The organism is Actinopolymorpha sp. B17G11 (genome assembly GCF_040196095.1).
Taxonomy (GTDB): domain Bacteria; phylum Actinomycetota; class Actinomycetes; order Propionibacteriales; family Actinopolymorphaceae; genus Thermasporomyces.
The window spans coordinates 107,963-123,381 of sequence record NZ_JBEFTW010000007.1 but is presented as its reverse complement, the minus strand read 5'-3'; the positions used below and the strand labels follow the sequence as shown (position 1 = coordinate 123,381).

The window sequence follows — 15,419 nt, the reverse complement described above, 5'->3', positions numbered from 1 at the left end:
GCGGCCGGGACATCCTCCACGTCAACGTCACCGGGGCCAGGCTTCATCCCACCGTGTTCGGTGGTGACAGGTTCGGTGGTGACAAATCGCGACGGTCAGGCGGTCTCGCGCTCGGTGGAGAAGATGCTGTCGACAGGTGCCGCCCCGGTCTGCCGGCGCTGTCGCAGCAGCGCCCACCGCCCGCGGGGCCCGGACTCGGCACCAGCGACATCGGCGGCCGCGACCTCGGTGCCGGGATCGCGGGCGGCGCGGATCGCGGCGAAGGAGATCGGGAGGATCTGCCCGTCGCCGAGGGAGACGTCGCCCTCCTCGTCCTCCGGCCAGTGGCCGAGCGCCGCGGCGAGCGAGGGGAGGAGCGCGACGGCCGCACTCGCGTAGCCGGTTGCCGACGGGTGGAAGCGGTCCGGTCCGAACAGCTCCCTGGGGGCCGCGGCGAACTCCGGTCCGAGCAGTGACCCGAGCGAGACCGTGCGCGCGCCTGCCTCGACGCAGGCGATCGTCTGGGCCGCCGCCAACCGCTGGCTCCACCGCCGGGCGAGCTGGCGGAGTGGGAACGCCAGCGGCTCGACCGTGCCCAGGTCGGGACAGGTGCCGACGACGACCTCGCAGCCGGCGTCACGCAGCCGGCGTACGCCCTGGACGAGCAGGCGTACCGACTCCGAAGGAAGGGTGCGGTGGGTGACGTCGTTGGCGCCGATGATCACGAGAGCGACATGCGGCTTGGCGGCGAGTGCCAGGCCGACCTGGCGGTCGAGGTCGTCGGTCTCTGCGCCGGACACCGCGACGACCCGCAGGTCGACCGGACGTGCGGACAGAGCGGCCAGGCCGGTCGCAAGGAGCCCGCCGGGTGTCTCGTCGGCGGTCGCGACGCCGAAGCCGCACGCGGTGGAGTCGCCGAGAACCGCGAACGAGATCGGGTCCGCACTGCCCTCGCCGTAACGTCCGTCGGCGAAGGGCGGATGGCCCACCGGTGCACCAATGGTGCGCTTCGCGAGCATTGCCTCGGCCACGAGGACGGCGACGAGGGTGCCGCCGAGAAGACCCGCTCCGCCTCCACCGACCGCCGCCGCGGCGGCCAGCTTGCGTGCAGCTCGAGCCTTACCCACTGGGTCCTCCTTTTCATGGCCTTACTGACCTGGTCGCTGGCCGGGCGCTTCGGTTACGAGGTTGTGTCGAGCCGGACAGTCTCCTGAAACCCCTGGAGGCTCAACGAACCGGGGCCTTGCCGGGATTCCGGCGGCACGCTACGCCACTGGCTGGTGACAGCAGGCGGCGAACGCACATGGCGAATCCGCCACATCCGTACCGAAACAAGGACTCCCCGACGTACTTCCCTCCTGTCCTATTGTCAGTCCTGGCAGCGCGCTCAGGTTGCGGGACGCGCCGGATCGACGCCGCGGCGACCGGACCGAGCAGCCCGACATTAGAGTGCAGGCGTGCAATACCACGACTCGCTGCTGTCCCTCGTCGGCAATACCCCGTTGCTCCGGTTGACCCGATGTGCGGAGGATGTCGCGGGCCTGCTGCTCGCGAAGGTCGAGTACTTCAATCCCGGTGGCAGCGTGAAGGACCGGATCGCGCTCCGCATGGTCGAGGCGGCCGAACGCGAGGGTGCGCTGCGGTCCGGCGGCACGATCGTCGAGCCGACCAGCGGCAACACCGGCGTCGGCCTCGCGATCGTCGCCCAGCAGAAGGGCTACCACTGCGTTTTCGTCTGCCCTGACAAGGTGAGTGAGGACAAGCGCAACGTCCTGTCGGCCTACGGCGCCGAGGTCGTGGTCTGCCCCACCGCCGTACCCCCTGATCATCCGGACTCCTACTACTCCGTCTCCGACCGCCTGGTGAAGGAGATCAACGGCGCGTGGAAGCCTGACCAGTACTCCAACGCGAACAATCCCCTCTCGCACTACGAACAGACCGGGCCGGAGCTCTGGGAGCAGACCGACGGCCGGATCACCCACTTCGTCGCGGGCATCGGGACCGGCGGGACGATCTCCGGCGTCGGCCGGTACCTCAAGGAGGTCAGCGACGGCCGGGTCCAGATCGTCGGCGCTGACCCCGAGGGGTCGGTCTATTCCGGCGGAACCGGACGCCCCTACCTCGTGGAGGGTGTGGGCGAGGACTTCTGGCCGAGGACGTACGACACCGGCATCTGCGACCGGGTGATCGCCGTATCCGACGACGACTCGTTCGCCATGACCCGCCGGCTCGCCCGCGAGGAGGCACTGCTCGTCGGCGGGTCGTCCGGCATGGCGGTGGCGGCCGCCGTGCAGGTCGCGCGGGAGGCGGGCCCGGACGGCGTGGTCGTCGTGCTGCTGCCTGACGGTGGGCGCGGCTACCTGTCGAAGGTCTTCGACGACGACTGGCTCGCGCACTACGGTTTCCTCGACACCGAGAGCACCGAGACGGTCGGCGAGGTGCTCCGCCGCAAGACCGGCGCGATGCCGCCCCTTGTCCACACCCACCCGAACGAGACGATCGCCGAGGCGATCGACATCCTCCGGGAGTACGCCGTATCGCAGATGCCGGTCGTCCGCGCCGAGCCGCCGGTGATGGCGGCCGAGGTGGCCGGTTCGGTGCACGAGCGGCACCTGCTCGAGGCCCTGTTCTCCGGCCAGGCACGCCTGGCAGACGCGGTCGAGCAACACATGTCGCCGCCGCTGCCGTCGTTGGGTGCGGGAGAGCCGGTGTCTACCGCGGTCAGCCTGCTCGAGAACGCCGACGCGCTGCTGGTACTCGATGACGGCAAGCCGGTCGGCGTTCTCACCCGCCAGGACCTGCTGAGCTACCTCGCCGGCGGGGCGTGACGGTTGAGCCTCACGCGTCCAGGACGGCGCTGAGTGCCTTCCAGCGGGCGATCTCGCAGCCGTTGCGCTTGTCGTACGACGCGGAAACTCGCTGTCCGCGCCAGGTGCCCTCGACCGTGGCGCGAGCGGGTCCGCCGTAGATCTGGGTGCACATGGCGTCGGCGGGTACGGGGGCGAAGGGGTGTTTCGCCGCCTCGATCGCGCTGATCGCGGCGTCGGGCCGCGGATGCGTACCGCCGGGTGGGTCCTCGGTGAGTTCCCAGGTCCGTGGGGGCACGTCCGGGTTGGCCCACACGGTGATCCGGAGCCGGGTGCGTGCGGTGCTCGCGGTGCTCATGGACCTATCCAACCGCCCGGCGACTGGGCGAAAGCGTCGGCGGGTCGGGTCGGGGTGACCGGGTTCCTGCGGCCCACAGGGACAACGCGATGTCGACGCGCTTTACAGGGTGTGGGCGTCGGGCTAATCTACAACCAAATGGTTGTAGATGAGTTGTCTGACGAGGCCGTGGACCACCTCTTCCACGCGCTGGCCGACACCACCCGCCGGGACATCCTCCACCGCTGCGTCCGTGGCCAGCCGTCGGTGTCGCACCTGGCAGAGGCCTACCCGATGAGCTTCGCCGCGGTACAGAAACACGTCGCGGTGCTGGAGCGGGCCGGTCTGGTCACCAAGCAGCGCAGCGGACGGGAGCAGCGCGTACGGACCAACCCCGATGCCGTACGCCGGGCGCGGCACGCCCTCGACCAGCTCGAGACCGCCTGGCGTGGGCGGGTCGATCGGATGTCCCGGCTGCTCGCGCGGGACACCGCACCGGAAGAGAGCATGCCGACCACGGGAGAAGACAGGTGAGTGTCACCCGCGTCGAGAAGGACTTCGACAGCCTCACCCTGACCCTGGTCGCCGACTTCGACGCCCCGATCGAACGAGTGTGGCGGCTGTGGGCCGACCCGCGGAAGCTGGAGCTTTGGTGGGGCCCGCCGAGCTGGCCGGCGACGGTGGAGGAGCACGATCTGAGCCCCGGCGGTGAGGTCACCTACGTCATGACAGGCCCCGAGGGCGAGAGGTCCCGCGGCTGGTGGCGCGTCAGCTCGGTCGACCCGCCGAGGTCCTTGGAGTTCATCGATGGGTTCGCCGACCACGACGGGACACCGGTCGCCGACCTACCGACCACCACCGTGCGGATGGAGCTCACCGAGCACGACGGCGGCACCCGGATGCGGGTGCGCTCGGTCTTCGACTCCCGGGAGCAGATGGAGTACGTCGTGCGCGCGGGCGCGCCAGAGGCCTTTGCCCAGGCGGTCGGTCAGATGGACGCCCTCCTCACCAGCTGACCCGGCGGGCCGGCCACGCCAACCGGCGGGCCGGCATATCGAACCTGTTCACACAACCGAAGGAAGCACACGATGGCCAAGATCATCTCCACCCTGTTCATTTCGCTCGACGGTGTGGTCGAGCCCGATGAGAGCTGGCATTTCCCGTACTTCGACGAGGCGATGGGTGCGGCCGTGGACGAGGACTACCGCACTGCCGACACGTTGCTGCTGGGCCGGGTCACCTATGACAGCTTCGCGGGGGCCTGGCCCGACCGTGAGGCGGCGGGCGGCGAGGACGCGGTGTTCGCGAAGATCATCGGCGACCTGCGCAAGGTGGTCGCGTCGCGGCAGCGGCTCGAGCTCGGGTGGCGGAATGTCGAGCTGATCGACGGCGACCTCGTGGCGGCGGCGGGGGCTCTCAAGGCCGACCCGTCGGTCAAGGGTGTGCTCATCCCGGGCTCGGTCTCGGTGGTTCGCCAGCTCTTGGCGGCCGGGCTGATCGACGAGCTGCGGCTGCTGGTGCACCCGGTCGCGGCGCGGCGCGGGTTGAAGTTGTTCGACGACGGCGAGCCGGCCTACCACCTGCGGCTGCTGAAGAGCGAGGCCTTCCCGACCGGCGTCGTACGGCTGATCTACGCGCCCACCCAGGCACCCGGAGCGGAGTGAAGCAAAGTCGCTCGGTGCCGCCAGGGCTCCCTCCAGAAGGGCGCCTGGTGGCGCCGGTCGCGACTTCTCACGGCCGTCGTGTGGGTCATGTGCGGGCTCTTTTACCCCCATTCGGGCTCGGGCGTCACTTCGACGAAACAGGGGATTCATAGCGTCACCGGCACTGGGGACCAGGATGCCCATATGCCGGGAGGACCACGTGACGAGCCTCGACACCAAAACTGTGCCGCCGAAGGCGGCCAAACCCAAGGGTCGCTGGATCGACCACTGGGAGCCCGAGGACGAAACCTTCTGGATGACGACCGGCCGCAGGGTGGCGACCCGGAACCTCATCTTCTCGATCTTCGCCGAACACCTCGGCTTCTCCGTCTGGCTGCTGTGGAGCGTCGTGGTCGTCAGCCTGCCGGCCGCGGGGTTCAACTTCACCGTCGACCAGTTGTTCTGGCTGGTGGCGCTGCCGAACCTGATCGGCTCGACGCTGCGACTGCCGTACACGTTCGCGGTGCCGAAGTTCGGCGGTCGCAACTGGACGGTCGTGAGCGCGCTGCTCCTCGCCATCCCGACCACGCTCCTCGTGATCGCGGTGAGCAACCCGGCGACGCCGTTCTGGATGTTCCTCATCGTCGCGGCCACCGCTGGCTTCGGCGGCGGCAACTTCGCCTCGTCGATGACCAACATCTCGTTCTTCTACCCCGAGCGCAGCAAGGGGCTCGGTCTCGGTCTCAACGCCGCCGGTGGCAACCTCGGGACCAGCACCGTCCAGTTCGGTGTGCCGATGGTGGTCGCGATCGGTGGTGGGCTGTCCCTTGCGAACGCCGGTCTGATGTGGATGCCGCTCATCGCAGCTGCGGCGATCGGCGCCTGGTTGTTCATGGACAACCTCACAGTGTCCAAGGCGCCGGTCCAGGGCCAGCTGGGTGCGTGCAAACGCCCGCACACCTGGGTGATGGCGTTCCTCTACATCGGGACGTTCGGCTCGTTCGTCGGCTACACGGCGGCCTACCCGCTGCTCGCCAAGACCGTGTTCCCGGAGTCGACCGCGCTGAAGTACGCCTTCCTCGGCGCGATGCTCGGCTCTCTGATCCGGCCGGTTGGCGGCTGGCTCGCTGACCGGATCGGTGGCGCCCGAGTCACGCTCTGGGTCTTCGTCGCCATGGTGGGCGGCATGCTGGTGCTGTTGACGGCCGTGAACTCACATTCGATCGGGCTGTTCATGGCTGCGTTCGCCGTGCTGTTCGGCGCAAGCGGGGTGGGCAACGGCTCGACGTACCGGATGATTCCCGCGATCTTCCGGAACTACGGTGAGCGCGACCGGGCGGCGGGCATCCCGAACGCACTCAAGATCAGTCTGACCGAGGCAGGCGCGGCGATCGGGATCATCTCCGCGGTCGGTGCGTTCGGCGGCTTCCTGATCCCGCGGGCGTACGGCATGTCGCTCGCGTCGACCGGATCCGTGGCCACGGCAGTCATTGCGTATGCGATCTTCTACGCGGTCTGCTTCGCGGTGACCTGGTGGTTCTACCTACGCCGGCAGCTGCTGGTGTCGGTGGCGCCGAGCCTCGCGAAAGCCTCGGTCTGACGGGAGTACGCAAGGACGCGTGATTCTCGCGCCGCCTGACCGGCCTCGGGCCCGGTCAGGCGGCGCTGTCGTCTCTGGCCTGGCCGATCGGTGCCGCGCTCGGTGACGATGCACGCCTCGATGCAGGGCGAATTCACCGTGTTTCGCGGGGAATGATCACGCATGCGTGATCATTCCGACACCCAGGTGGTTCCCCAGCAGGTCAGGCGTGAAGTGAGGGGTCGTTAGCAGTCCGGAAACAGAAGGGAAGCAGGCTCGAAACCGCCCCAGCGCACGCTCGACGATATGTCCCGAGCCGCGACGCACTGCCCATACTGCGCACTGCAGTGTGGCATGTACCTGGCGAACGGCGCGGCTTCAGGCACGGTGCAGGTGACGCCGCGCCCCGCCGGCAGTAACCGCGGCGGGCTGTGTCAGAAGGGCTGGACCTCGGCCGAACTCCTCACCTCCACCCACCGGCTCACCACCCCACTCATCCGCTGGCGGCGCGGCGATCCTCTCGAACCGGCTTCGTGGGACGAGGCGTTGTCGTTCATCGCGACCAACCTCCGCCGGCTCCAGGGCGACCACGACACGGACACGGTGGCCGTCCTCGGTGGCGGTGGGCTGACCAACGAGAAGGCGTACGCGCTCGGGAAGTTCGCCCGCGTCGTCCTACGAACGAAGAACATCGACTACAACGGCCGGTTCTGCATGTCGTCGGCCGCCGCCGCCGGGAACAAGGCGTTCGGCCTCGACCGCGGGCTGCCGTTCCCGGTGAGCGACATTGCCGAGGCGGGCACGGTCATGCTGGCCGGCGCCAACGTCGCCGAGACGATGCCACCGTTCCTGCAGTACCTCAGCGCCCAGAATGAGAACGGCGGCCACCTGATCGTCGTCGATCCGCGGGTCACCGAAACCGCTCGCCAGGCCGATCTGCACCTGCAGATCACACCCGGCACGGACCTGGCGCTCGCCCTGGGCATGCTGCACATCGCGATCATGGAGGGGTACGTCGACCGGGCGTACGTCGCCAACCGGACGAGCGGGTTCGACGCCGTACGACCGATCGTCATGAGCTACTGGCCCGAGCGGGTCGAACGCGTGACCGGCGTACCGGCGAGCCAGCAGCGCGAGGCCGTCCGCCTCCTCGCCGAGGTCGACCGGGCGCTGATCCTCACCGCCCGCGGCGCCGAGCAGCACGCGAAGGGTGTCGACACGGTGAGCGCGTTCGTCAACCTCGCGTTGGCCCTCGGCCTTCCGGGTATGCCTGGCAGCGGCTACGGCTGTCTCACCGGGCAGGGCAATGGCCAGGGCGGTCGCGAGCACGGGCAGAAGGCCGACCAACTGCCGGGCTACCGGATGATCGACGACCCGGCCGCCCGCGCCCATGTCGCGGCGGTGTGGGGCGTGGATCCGACCACGATCCCGGGCAAGGGGCCGAGTGCGTTCGAGTTGATGGACTCCCTCGGCGGCGACCAGGACGGCCCGCGGGCGTTGCTGGTCTTCGGCACCAATCCGGTCGTGTCCGCACCCGCGGCCGCGCGGGTCGAGCAGCGGTTCCGGGAGCTTGACCTGCTCGTCGTCGCCGACCTGGTGCTGTCCGAGACGGCGGCGCTTGCCGACGTGGTGCTGCCCACCGCGCAGTGGGCCGAAGAGGACGGCACCATGACCAACCTCGAAGGGCGGGTGATCCGCCGCCGACGGCTCCGCCCGCCGCCGGGCGAGGTCCGCACCGACCTGGAGATTCTTGCCGGCCTCGCGGACCGGCTGGGATGTGGTGGGGCGATCAACCCGGACCCGGAGCGGACATTCGCCGAGCTCGGGCGGGCGAGTGCCGGGGGAGTGGCGGACTACTCCGGCATCACCTACGCCCAGCTGGACGCCTCGGACGGTGTCTTCTGGCCGTGTCCCGGCCCGGGGCATCCCGGGACGCCGCGGCTGTTCCTCGACAGGTTCGCGACGCCGGACGGCCGGGCGCGCTTCGTCCCCGTCGAACACCGAGCGGCCGTCGAGGACATCGACGCCGACTATCCCGTCTACCTCACCACCGGCCGGGTGCTCGCGCAGTACCAGAGCGGCGCGCAGACCCGGCGGATCGACGCCCTGCATACGGCCGCGCCTGGCGCGTTCGTCGAGTTGCACCCCGATCTCGCCGAGCGGTACGGCATCGCCGACGGCGACGACGTCCGGGTGACGAGCCGCCGTGGTACGGCGACCGCACCCGCGCGGGTGACCGAGACGATCCGTGCCGACACGGTGTTCATGCCGTTCCACTGGGGTGGTGCCGGCCGGGCGAACACCCTCACCAACCCGGCGCTCGACCCCACGTCGCGGATGCCGGAGTTCAAGGTCTGTGCCGTACGCCTGGAACGCGTGGCCGGCCGTACGCAACGAGAAGCAGGCGCTGCCGCCGACGCCGGCGCCTTCGAGAAGCTCACGACAGCGGAGGTGCACGGGTGAGCGAGCGGAGCGAGCGAACCAGTGAGCACAGCACGCGGGTTCGCAGCGAAGCAAGAAACCGCGTGAGCGTTGTGGTGGTCGGCAACGGCATGGCCGGTGCGAGGTTCGCAGCGGAGCTGCGGTCCCGCGAGCCGCGCCGTCCGGTCGTGGTGTTCGGTACCGAGCCGGGTCGGGCGTACAACCGGATCCTGCTCTCCAACCTCCTTGCCGGAAAGGTGGGCGAGGAGGACCTCGCCCTGGCCGAGCCGCCCGGGGCGCTCGACCTCCGGACCGGCGTCGACGTCGACGCGATCGACCCGGAGGCGAAGACCGTGCATGCCTCCGACGGCACGACGACGCGGTACGACACCCTCGTCCTGGCGACCGGCAGCCGCGCCATCGTTCCCCCGATCGACGGGCTCTGGAAGGACCCCGAGACCCTGATCGACGGGGCCGAGACGTTCCGCACGCTCGCCGACTGCCGGCGGATCCTCGCCGAGGCGGAGCAGGCGCGCAAGGTGGTCGTCCTCGGCGGCGGCCTGCTCGGGCTGGAGGCCGCCCGTGGGCTCGCGCAGCGCGGTCTGGAGATCGAGGTGGTCCACGCCCGCGGCCACCTGATGGACCGCCAGATCGACCCGGACGCGAGCCGAATCCTCATCTCGACCCTCGCCGAACTCGGGGTGTCCGTACGCCTCGACGCGGTGACCGAGGAGGTCATCGCTACCGAACCCGGTGGTGGCGGCCGGCTGCGCGGCGTGCGCCTGGAGGACGGCACGGAGATCGAAGCCGACCTGCTGGTGATCGCCTGTGGCGTACGACCGAACCCCGACCTCGCCGCCAAGGCAGGCCTGCTGGTCAACCACGGCATCGTGGTCGATGACCGGATGCGCACGTCGGACCCGTCGATCTACGCGATCGGCGAGTGCGCGGAGCATCGCGGCAAGGTCTACGGCCTGGTCCAGCCAGCGTGGGAACAGGCCAGGGTGGCAGCGGAGGTCATCGGCGGCGGCGGTGCGCACTACACCGGCTCGCGCCTGGTCACCAGGCTGAAGGCGTCCGGGGTGGACCTCGCCTCGATGGGTGATCCGCACGTCGACGCGGACGGCGCGGAGGTGGTGACCTTCGCCGACCCGACCAGGCGTACGTACCAGAAGGTCGTCATCCGCGACCAGCGCGTCGTCGCGGCGATCCTGCTCGGCGACAGTCCCACTGTCGGGACGCTTACGCAGGCGTTCGACCGGGAGACACCGGTGCCGAGCGACCCGCGGTCGTTGCTGTTCACGCGCGGCGGTGGGCAGGCGGCCGAGCCGGGCATGGTCTCCGCGGCCACCACACTGTGCCGCTGCAACGGGGTGACCGCCGGGGCGATCGTCCGGGCCTGGATGGGCGGCGCCCGCACGCCGACCGAGGTCGTTGGGGCGACCCGCGCGAGTACCGGATGCGGGAGTTGCCGGGACACCATCGCGAGCTACGTCACCGCTCTCGCGGCCGATGCCCAGCAGGGTGGCTCGGACTCCGCCGCGTCGGCACCGCAACCGGAAGGGGTCGTCGCATGACCGGGCGGAGTGAGGACATGCATCAGGACAGCATGGGTCCGGCACGGCGGAAGCTGGTCGTCATCGGCAACGGCATGGTGGGTCAGCGGTTCGTCGAGGCCCTCCGCGCACGCGACGAGGAGGGCACCTGGCAGGTCACGGTGCTCGCCGAGGAGAGCCGTCCGGCGTATGACCGGGTGGGGCTGTCCGCCTACTTCGAGGGGACCACGCCGCAGGAGCTTTCCCTTGTCCCTGAGGGGTTCTACGACGACGATCCGGCCGTCACGCTGCGGCTCGGCGAGCCGGCGGTCGGGATCGACCGCGAGCGCCGCGTGGTGGCGACGGCGGTGGGGGAGTATTCCTACGACGCCCTGGTGCTCGCCACCGGCTCGTACCCGTTCGTCCCTCCGGTGCCGGGGCACGACCTGCCGGGTTGCTTCGTCTATCGCACGATCGACGATCTGATCGCCTTGGAGTCCTACGCCGCCGGGCGCCGGGTCGGGGCGGTCGTCGGTGGCGGGCTGCTCGGTCTGGAGGCCGCGAACGCCCTACGCCTGTTGGGACTGCGTACACACGTGGTGGAGTTCGCGCCCTGGCTGATGCCGACGCAGCTCGACGAGGCGGGTGGTGCGATCCTGCGCCGGCACGTCGAGGCGCTCGGTCTCGACGTACACACCGCGACGAAGACCGAGCGCATCGAAGCCGGTGCCGACGGCTCAGTCGCCCGCATGGTGTTCTCGGGCGAACAGAGCGGGAGCGACGACGACGTGGACGCCTCGCCCGCGATCGACGTCGACATGGTGATCTTCGCGGCCGGCATACGCCCACGCGACAACCTCGCCCGTGAGTGTGGTCTCGCGATGGGCGAGCGCGGTGGCGTGGTGGTCGACGAGACCTGCCGAACCTCCGACGACTCGATCTACGCGATCGGCGAGGTCGCCTGTGTCGGCGGGCGGGTCTACGGCCTCATCGCACCCGGCAACGCCATGGCGGACGTCGTGGCGCAACGTCTCCTCGACACCGACGGGAGCTGCGAAGCGAAGGTCGAACGCATCGACACCTCGACCAAGCTCAAGCTGCTCGGCATCGACGTCGCGAGCTTCGGCAACACGACCGGGGAGCTGGATGTCGTCTACTCCGACCCCGCCCATGGCATCTACGCCAAGCTCGCCTTGACAGACGACGCGCAGACCCTGCTGGGCGGAATGCTGGTCGGTGACGCCTCTGCCTACGCGACGCTTCGGGCAAGTGTCAACAGTCCCTTGCCGGGCAAGCTCGCCGACTTCCTGGGCTCGGGTGAGGTCAACGGAACCCTGCCTGGTACCGCGCAGGTCTGCTCGTGCCATGCCGTGACCAAGGACGAGATCCTCACCGCGGTCGGCGACGGTTGTGCGGACGTGCCCGCCTTGAAGGAGTGTACGAAGGCGGGTACCGGGTGCGGCTCCTGCGTTGTCCTGCTGAAGTCCCTGCTCGCAGAGGCCGGAGTCGAACAGTCCAAGGCGATGTGCGAGCACTTCGACTACTCGCGCCAGGAGCTGTTCGACATCATCAAGGTGCGTGGCCTGCGGACGTTCTCGGAGACCGTGGCGACGCACGGCCGGGGGCGCGGTTGCGATATCTGCAAGCCGGCGATCGCATCCATCCTTGCCAGCTTGGGAAACGGACACATTCTCGACGGCGAGCAGGCCGCGCTGCAGGACACCAACGACCACTTCCTCGCCAACCTGCAACGCAACGGGACGTACTCGGTGGTGCCGAGAATTCCCGGCGGCGAGGTCACTCCGGACAAGCTCATCGTCATCGGCGAGGTCGCCCGCGACTTCGGCCTCTACACGAAGATCACCGGTGGGCAACGGATCGACCTGTTCGGCGCGCGGGTCGAGCAGCTGCCGAAGATCTGGAAGCGGCTCGTCGACGCCGGCTTCGAGTCAGGGCACGCCTACGGCAAGGCCCTGCGTACCGTGAAATCCTGCGTAGGAACGACCTGGTGCCGTTACGGTGTGCAGGATTCGGTGGGACTCGCCGTCGCACTGGAGCTGCGCTACCGGGGTCTGCGTTCGCCGCACAAGGTCAAGGCAGCAGTGTCCGGGTGCGCACGCGAGTGTGCCGAGGCCCGGAGCAAGGACGTCGGCGTCATCGCCACCGAGAACGGCTGGAATCTCTTCGTGGGCGGCAACGGCGGCTTCAAGCCGCGGCACGCGGACCTGTTCGCCACCGACGTCGACACCGAGACACTGCTGCGCTACATCGACCGGTTCCTGATGTTCTACGTCCGTACGGCCGACCGCCTGCAACGCACGGCGACCTGGATCGAGAACATGGACGGCGGCCTCGACCACCTGCGCGAGGTCATCATCGACGACTCCCTCGGCATCTGCGCGGAGCTGGAGGAGGCGATGGAACGCCATGTCGAGAACTACGTCGACGAATGGCGCGCGACCATCGAGGACCCGGACAAGCTCCGCCGGTTCGTTTCGTTCGTCAACGCGCCCGACACCCCGGACCCGTCGATCCAGTTCGTGAGCGAACGCGGGCAGCCGATCCCGTCCGACTCGCCCACCCTCATCGCCGGACCCACGCTGAACATCGGTGCGACCAACGCAGAGCACGCCCCGACCAACGGAGGGCGTGGCCCGGCCGGCCGCGTCGAGACGTCCGCAACAGGAGGTTGACAGATGACCGCAGTACTCGGAAACGGGACGCAGAGCCTTGTCCGGCAGTGGGTTCCCGTGTGCAGGTACGACGACCTGATCCCCGAACGCGGTGTCGCGGCACTCGTGGGTGAGGTCCAGGTCGCGATCTTCCGTACGTACGAGGGGGAGGTGTACGCCGTCGGCAACGCTGATCCGTTCTCTGGTGCGTGCGTCATGTCGCGCGGCATCGTCGGCAGCGCGGGCACGACGCCGACCGTGGCGTCGCCGATGTTCAAGCAGGCGTTCGATCTGCGGACCGGCCAGTGCCTGGCCGAGCCCGGCGTCGCCATCCCGGCGTATCCGGTCTCGTGCGAGGGCGGCATCATCAGTATCGCCGTCGAGGGTCCGTCGTGACCACGACCGACCCGGTGGCACCGGTGGCGGGCTCGATCGGGCCGCAGGGCGGTTCGCAGGGCGCCCCCGGCGGCGCGTCGGATGCCGTACCCCATGGTGGGTCCAAGGGTGGCAGGGATGGGCTGAACGAGCTGCCCCCGCTCACGGGGTTCACCGTCGGGGTCACCGCCGCCCGACGACGGGAGGAGCTGGTCGCGCTCCTGGAGCGCCGAGGTGCACGTGTGGTGGAGGCACCCGCGATCCGGATCGTCCCGCTGTCGGACGACCAGGCGCTGCAGAAGGCGACCCGCGCCTGCGTGGTCGGTGGGCTGGACGTCGCTGTCGCGACCACAGGGATCGGCTTCCGCGGCTGGATGGAGGCGGCCGAGAGCGCGGGTCTCGCCGACCGGCTGTACGCCACGCTGACCGACTGCAGGTTGCTCGCCCGTGGGCCCAAGGCACAGGGGGCGATCCGCGCCGCCGGCCTCGCCGAAGAGTGGTCACCCGCATCGGAATGCCTGAGCGAGGTGCTGGAACACCTGCTGGCGGGTGGCGTACGCGGGCTGCGGATCGCGGTGCAGCTTCACGGTGAACCCCTGCCGGACTTCGTGGCGGCGCTGCGGGCCGCCGGCGCGACGGTGATCGAGGTGCCCATCTACCGCTGGGTCCTACCGGAGGACGTGTCCCCGCTGGTACGACTGGTCGAGCTGATCAAGCTGGGCTACGTCGACGCCGTGACCTTCACGAGCGCTCCGGCGACGGCCGCGCTGCTCGAGGTGGCCGGCGCGGACCGGAACGCGGTCCTCGACGCGTTCCGCGGAGACGTGCTCGCGGCCTGCGTAGGACCCGTTGCCGCCGGACCGCTCCTCCGCCATGACATCCCGATCGTGCAGCCTGCGCGCGCCCGGCTGGGCGGCCTCGTCCGGGCACTGACCGACCGGCTGCCCACCCACCGGACGCGTACCGTCGATGTCGCGGGGCACACTCTGGAGATCCGCGGCCATGCGGTGGTGGTCGACGGCGCGATGAGGACGCTCGCCCCCGCGCCGATGACGTTGCTGCGGGTCCTCGCCGAGCGCCCCGGATGGGTCGTGTCGCGGGCCGAGCTGTTACGTGCTCTGCCGCGAAGCGCGGACGGGCACGCCGTCGAGATGGCGATCGCGCGGCTGCGGGCAGGACTGGGGGACTCGCGGATCATTCGTACGGTGACCAAGCGGGGTTACCGACTCGCCGTCGAAACCGCGGAGGTCTCCTGAGCGGAGCGGTCGACGTCGACCGTGCCTGCCAGCACGAGGTCTGCGCGGGTGCGCGTGGCCGCGATCAGCTCGGCGTTGCGTTCGTCGCTGCCGAGTGCCCAGGCGCGGGCGTCGTCCGGTGACTTGCCGTACGCCTGGTGCCGGGCGATCAGTCGTTCATGACGTACGTCGGCCGGCGGGTCGAGAAACCACACCTCGTCGAGGAGGGTACGCACGGACGACCAGGGCTCGGCGGTCATGAGCAGGTAGTTGCCCTCGGTCACGACCAGTCCGACGTCGTGGTGGACCCCGATCGCCCCCGCGATGGGTTCCTCGATCTCCCGGTGGAACCGAGGCGCGTAGACGAGTTCCTCGCGCTCGTCCCGTAGCCGTCGGAGCAGGGCGACGTAACCGGCCGCGTCGAACGTGTCGGGCGCACCCTTGCGGTCGCGGCGACCCAGGCGGTCGAGCTCGGCGTTGGCGAGATGGAATCCGTCCATCGGGACGTAGTGCGCGGCGTGCTCGCCACCTCGTTCGACCAGCGCCGTGACGAGGCCGGTCGCGAGCGTGGACTTCCCCGCACCGGGCGCGCCGACGATGCCGAGGAGGGTGCGGGTGCGGCGCCCGGCGGCGTCGCACGCGAGCGCCTCCGCCCGGTCGACGAGCTGCTCGAAGCGCAGCGGTGCGGCGCTTGGGTCGTTCACGTCGGTCGCGTCGTTCCCATCGGTCGCGTCGGTCGCGATCTCGTTCCCGTCGTCGGGTTCGAACGGTGGTGAGGGTGTGAGGTCCACGGGTCCCTATCCTCGCCCTTCGTCCGTCGGGTGGCCAGCTCCTGC

General features: G+C 69.8%; 13 protein-coding genes. 10 read left to right on the top strand and 3 right to left on the bottom strand.

All coding sequences use genetic code 11. The features are described 5' to 3' along the window. Positions 1–95 precede the first annotated feature (95 nt). Positions 96–1,106: an SGNH/GDSL hydrolase family protein gene (locus tag ABN028_RS10110; protein ID WP_349325421.1), complete on the bottom strand. Its 1,011-nt coding sequence runs from the start codon at positions 1,104–1,106 to the stop codon at positions 96–98. A 330-nt stretch (positions 1,107–1,436) separates the two neighbouring features. On the opposite strand from ABN028_RS10110, the gene ABN028_RS10105 reads away from it, so the two are divergent. Continuing rightward, the gene (locus ABN028_RS10105; RefSeq protein WP_349325420.1) at positions 1,437–2,807 is read left to right on the top strand and encodes a cystathionine beta-synthase; all 1,371 of its coding nucleotides are present in this window, start codon (positions 1,437–1,439) and stop codon (positions 2,805–2,807) included. Positions 2,808–2,817: 10 nt separating this feature from the next. On the opposite strand, the gene ABN028_RS10100 is transcribed toward ABN028_RS10105, so the two are convergent. Continuing rightward, positions 2,818–3,144 (bottom strand): SSI family serine proteinase inhibitor, encoded by a 327-nt coding sequence (locus ABN028_RS10100; RefSeq protein ID WP_349696414.1) that lies wholly within the window; start codon positions 3,142–3,144, stop codon positions 2,818–2,820. Positions 3,145–3,282: 138 nt separating this feature from the next. Here ABN028_RS10100 and ABN028_RS10095 point away from each other — a divergent pair, with 138 nt between their 5' ends. From ABN028_RS10095 to ABN028_RS10055, 9 genes are all read left to right on the top strand, one after another. Beyond that, entirely contained in the window at positions 3,283–3,657 is a 375-nt protein-coding gene (locus tag ABN028_RS10095) for an ArsR/SmtB family transcription factor (protein WP_349696413.1), read from the top strand. Continuing rightward, the gene (locus tag ABN028_RS10090; protein ID WP_349696412.1) at positions 3,654–4,139 is read left to right on the top strand and encodes an SRPBCC family protein; all 486 of its coding nucleotides are present in this window, start codon (positions 3,654–3,656) and stop codon (positions 4,137–4,139) included. The genes ABN028_RS10095 and ABN028_RS10090 overlap by 4 nt, the downstream gene beginning before the upstream one ends. A 72-nt stretch (positions 4,140–4,211) precedes the next feature. Beyond that, a complete protein-coding gene (locus ABN028_RS10085) occupies positions 4,212–4,787 on the top strand; it encodes a dihydrofolate reductase family protein (protein ID WP_349325416.1) in 576 nt (191 codons plus the stop codon). A 199-nt stretch (positions 4,788–4,986) separates the two neighbouring features. Then, the gene (locus ABN028_RS10080; RefSeq protein ID WP_349325415.1) at positions 4,987–6,366 is read left to right on the top strand and encodes an MFS transporter; all 1,380 of its coding nucleotides are present in this window, start codon (positions 4,987–4,989) and stop codon (positions 6,364–6,366) included. Positions 6,367–6,651: 285 nt separating this feature from the next. Beyond that, positions 6,652–8,808 carry a molybdopterin oxidoreductase family protein gene (locus tag ABN028_RS10075; RefSeq protein ID WP_349696411.1) on the top strand — a complete coding sequence of 719 codons (2,157 nt, stop codon included), beginning with the start codon at positions 6,652–6,654 and terminating at the stop codon, positions 8,806–8,808. Positions 8,809–8,870: 62 nt separating this feature from the next. After that, positions 8,871–10,343 carry an FAD-dependent oxidoreductase gene (locus ABN028_RS10070; protein ID WP_349696410.1) on the top strand — a complete coding sequence of 491 codons (1,473 nt, stop codon included), beginning with the start codon at positions 8,871–8,873 and terminating at the stop codon, positions 10,341–10,343. Continuing rightward, a complete protein-coding gene (gene nirB, locus ABN028_RS10065; RefSeq protein WP_349325412.1) occupies positions 10,340–12,994 on the top strand; it encodes a nitrite reductase large subunit NirB in 2,655 nt (884 codons plus the stop codon). Before ABN028_RS10070 ends, nirB begins: the two co-directional genes overlap by 4 nt. Positions 12,995–12,997: 3 nt before the next feature. After that, complete coding sequence (nirD, locus tag ABN028_RS10060; RefSeq protein ID WP_349325411.1) at positions 12,998–13,369, top strand: nitrite reductase small subunit NirD; 372 nt, start codon at positions 12,998–13,000, stop codon at positions 13,367–13,369. Further along, positions 13,366–14,604, top strand: coding sequence for a uroporphyrinogen-III synthase (locus tag ABN028_RS10055; protein ID WP_349325410.1), 1,239 nt, complete (start codon positions 13,366–13,368; stop codon positions 14,602–14,604). Before nirD ends, ABN028_RS10055 begins: the two co-directional genes overlap by 4 nt. Here ABN028_RS10055 and ABN028_RS10050 read toward each other — a convergent pair. Next, on the bottom strand, positions 14,568–15,374 hold the full coding sequence (locus ABN028_RS10050) for a nucleoside/nucleotide kinase family protein (RefSeq protein WP_349696409.1): 807 nt from the start codon (positions 15,372–15,374) through the stop codon (positions 14,568–14,570). The two genes, ABN028_RS10055 and ABN028_RS10050, sit on opposite strands and share 37 nt — an antisense overlap. Positions 15,375–15,419: the final 45 nt, after the last annotated feature.

Coding starts and splice junctions, on each gene's coding strand:
- ABN028_RS10085 (WP_349325416.1), top strand. CDS start 4,212: ATGGCCAAGATCATCTCCACCCTGTTCATTTCGCTCGACGGTGTGGTC.
- nirB (WP_349325412.1), top strand. CDS start 10,340: ATGACCGGGCGGAGTGAGGACATGCATCAGGACAGCATGGGTCCGGCA.
- ABN028_RS10100 (WP_349696414.1), bottom strand. CDS start 3,144: ATGAGCACCGCGAGCACCGCACGCACCCGGCTCCGGATCACCGTGTGG.
- ABN028_RS10095 (WP_349696413.1), top strand. CDS start 3,283: ATGGTTGTAGATGAGTTGTCTGACGAGGCCGTGGACCACCTCTTCCAC.
- nirD (WP_349325411.1), top strand. CDS start 12,998: ATGACCGCAGTACTCGGAAACGGGACGCAGAGCCTTGTCCGGCAGTGG.
- ABN028_RS10075 (WP_349696411.1), top strand. CDS start 6,652: ATGTCCCGAGCCGCGACGCACTGCCCATACTGCGCACTGCAGTGTGGC.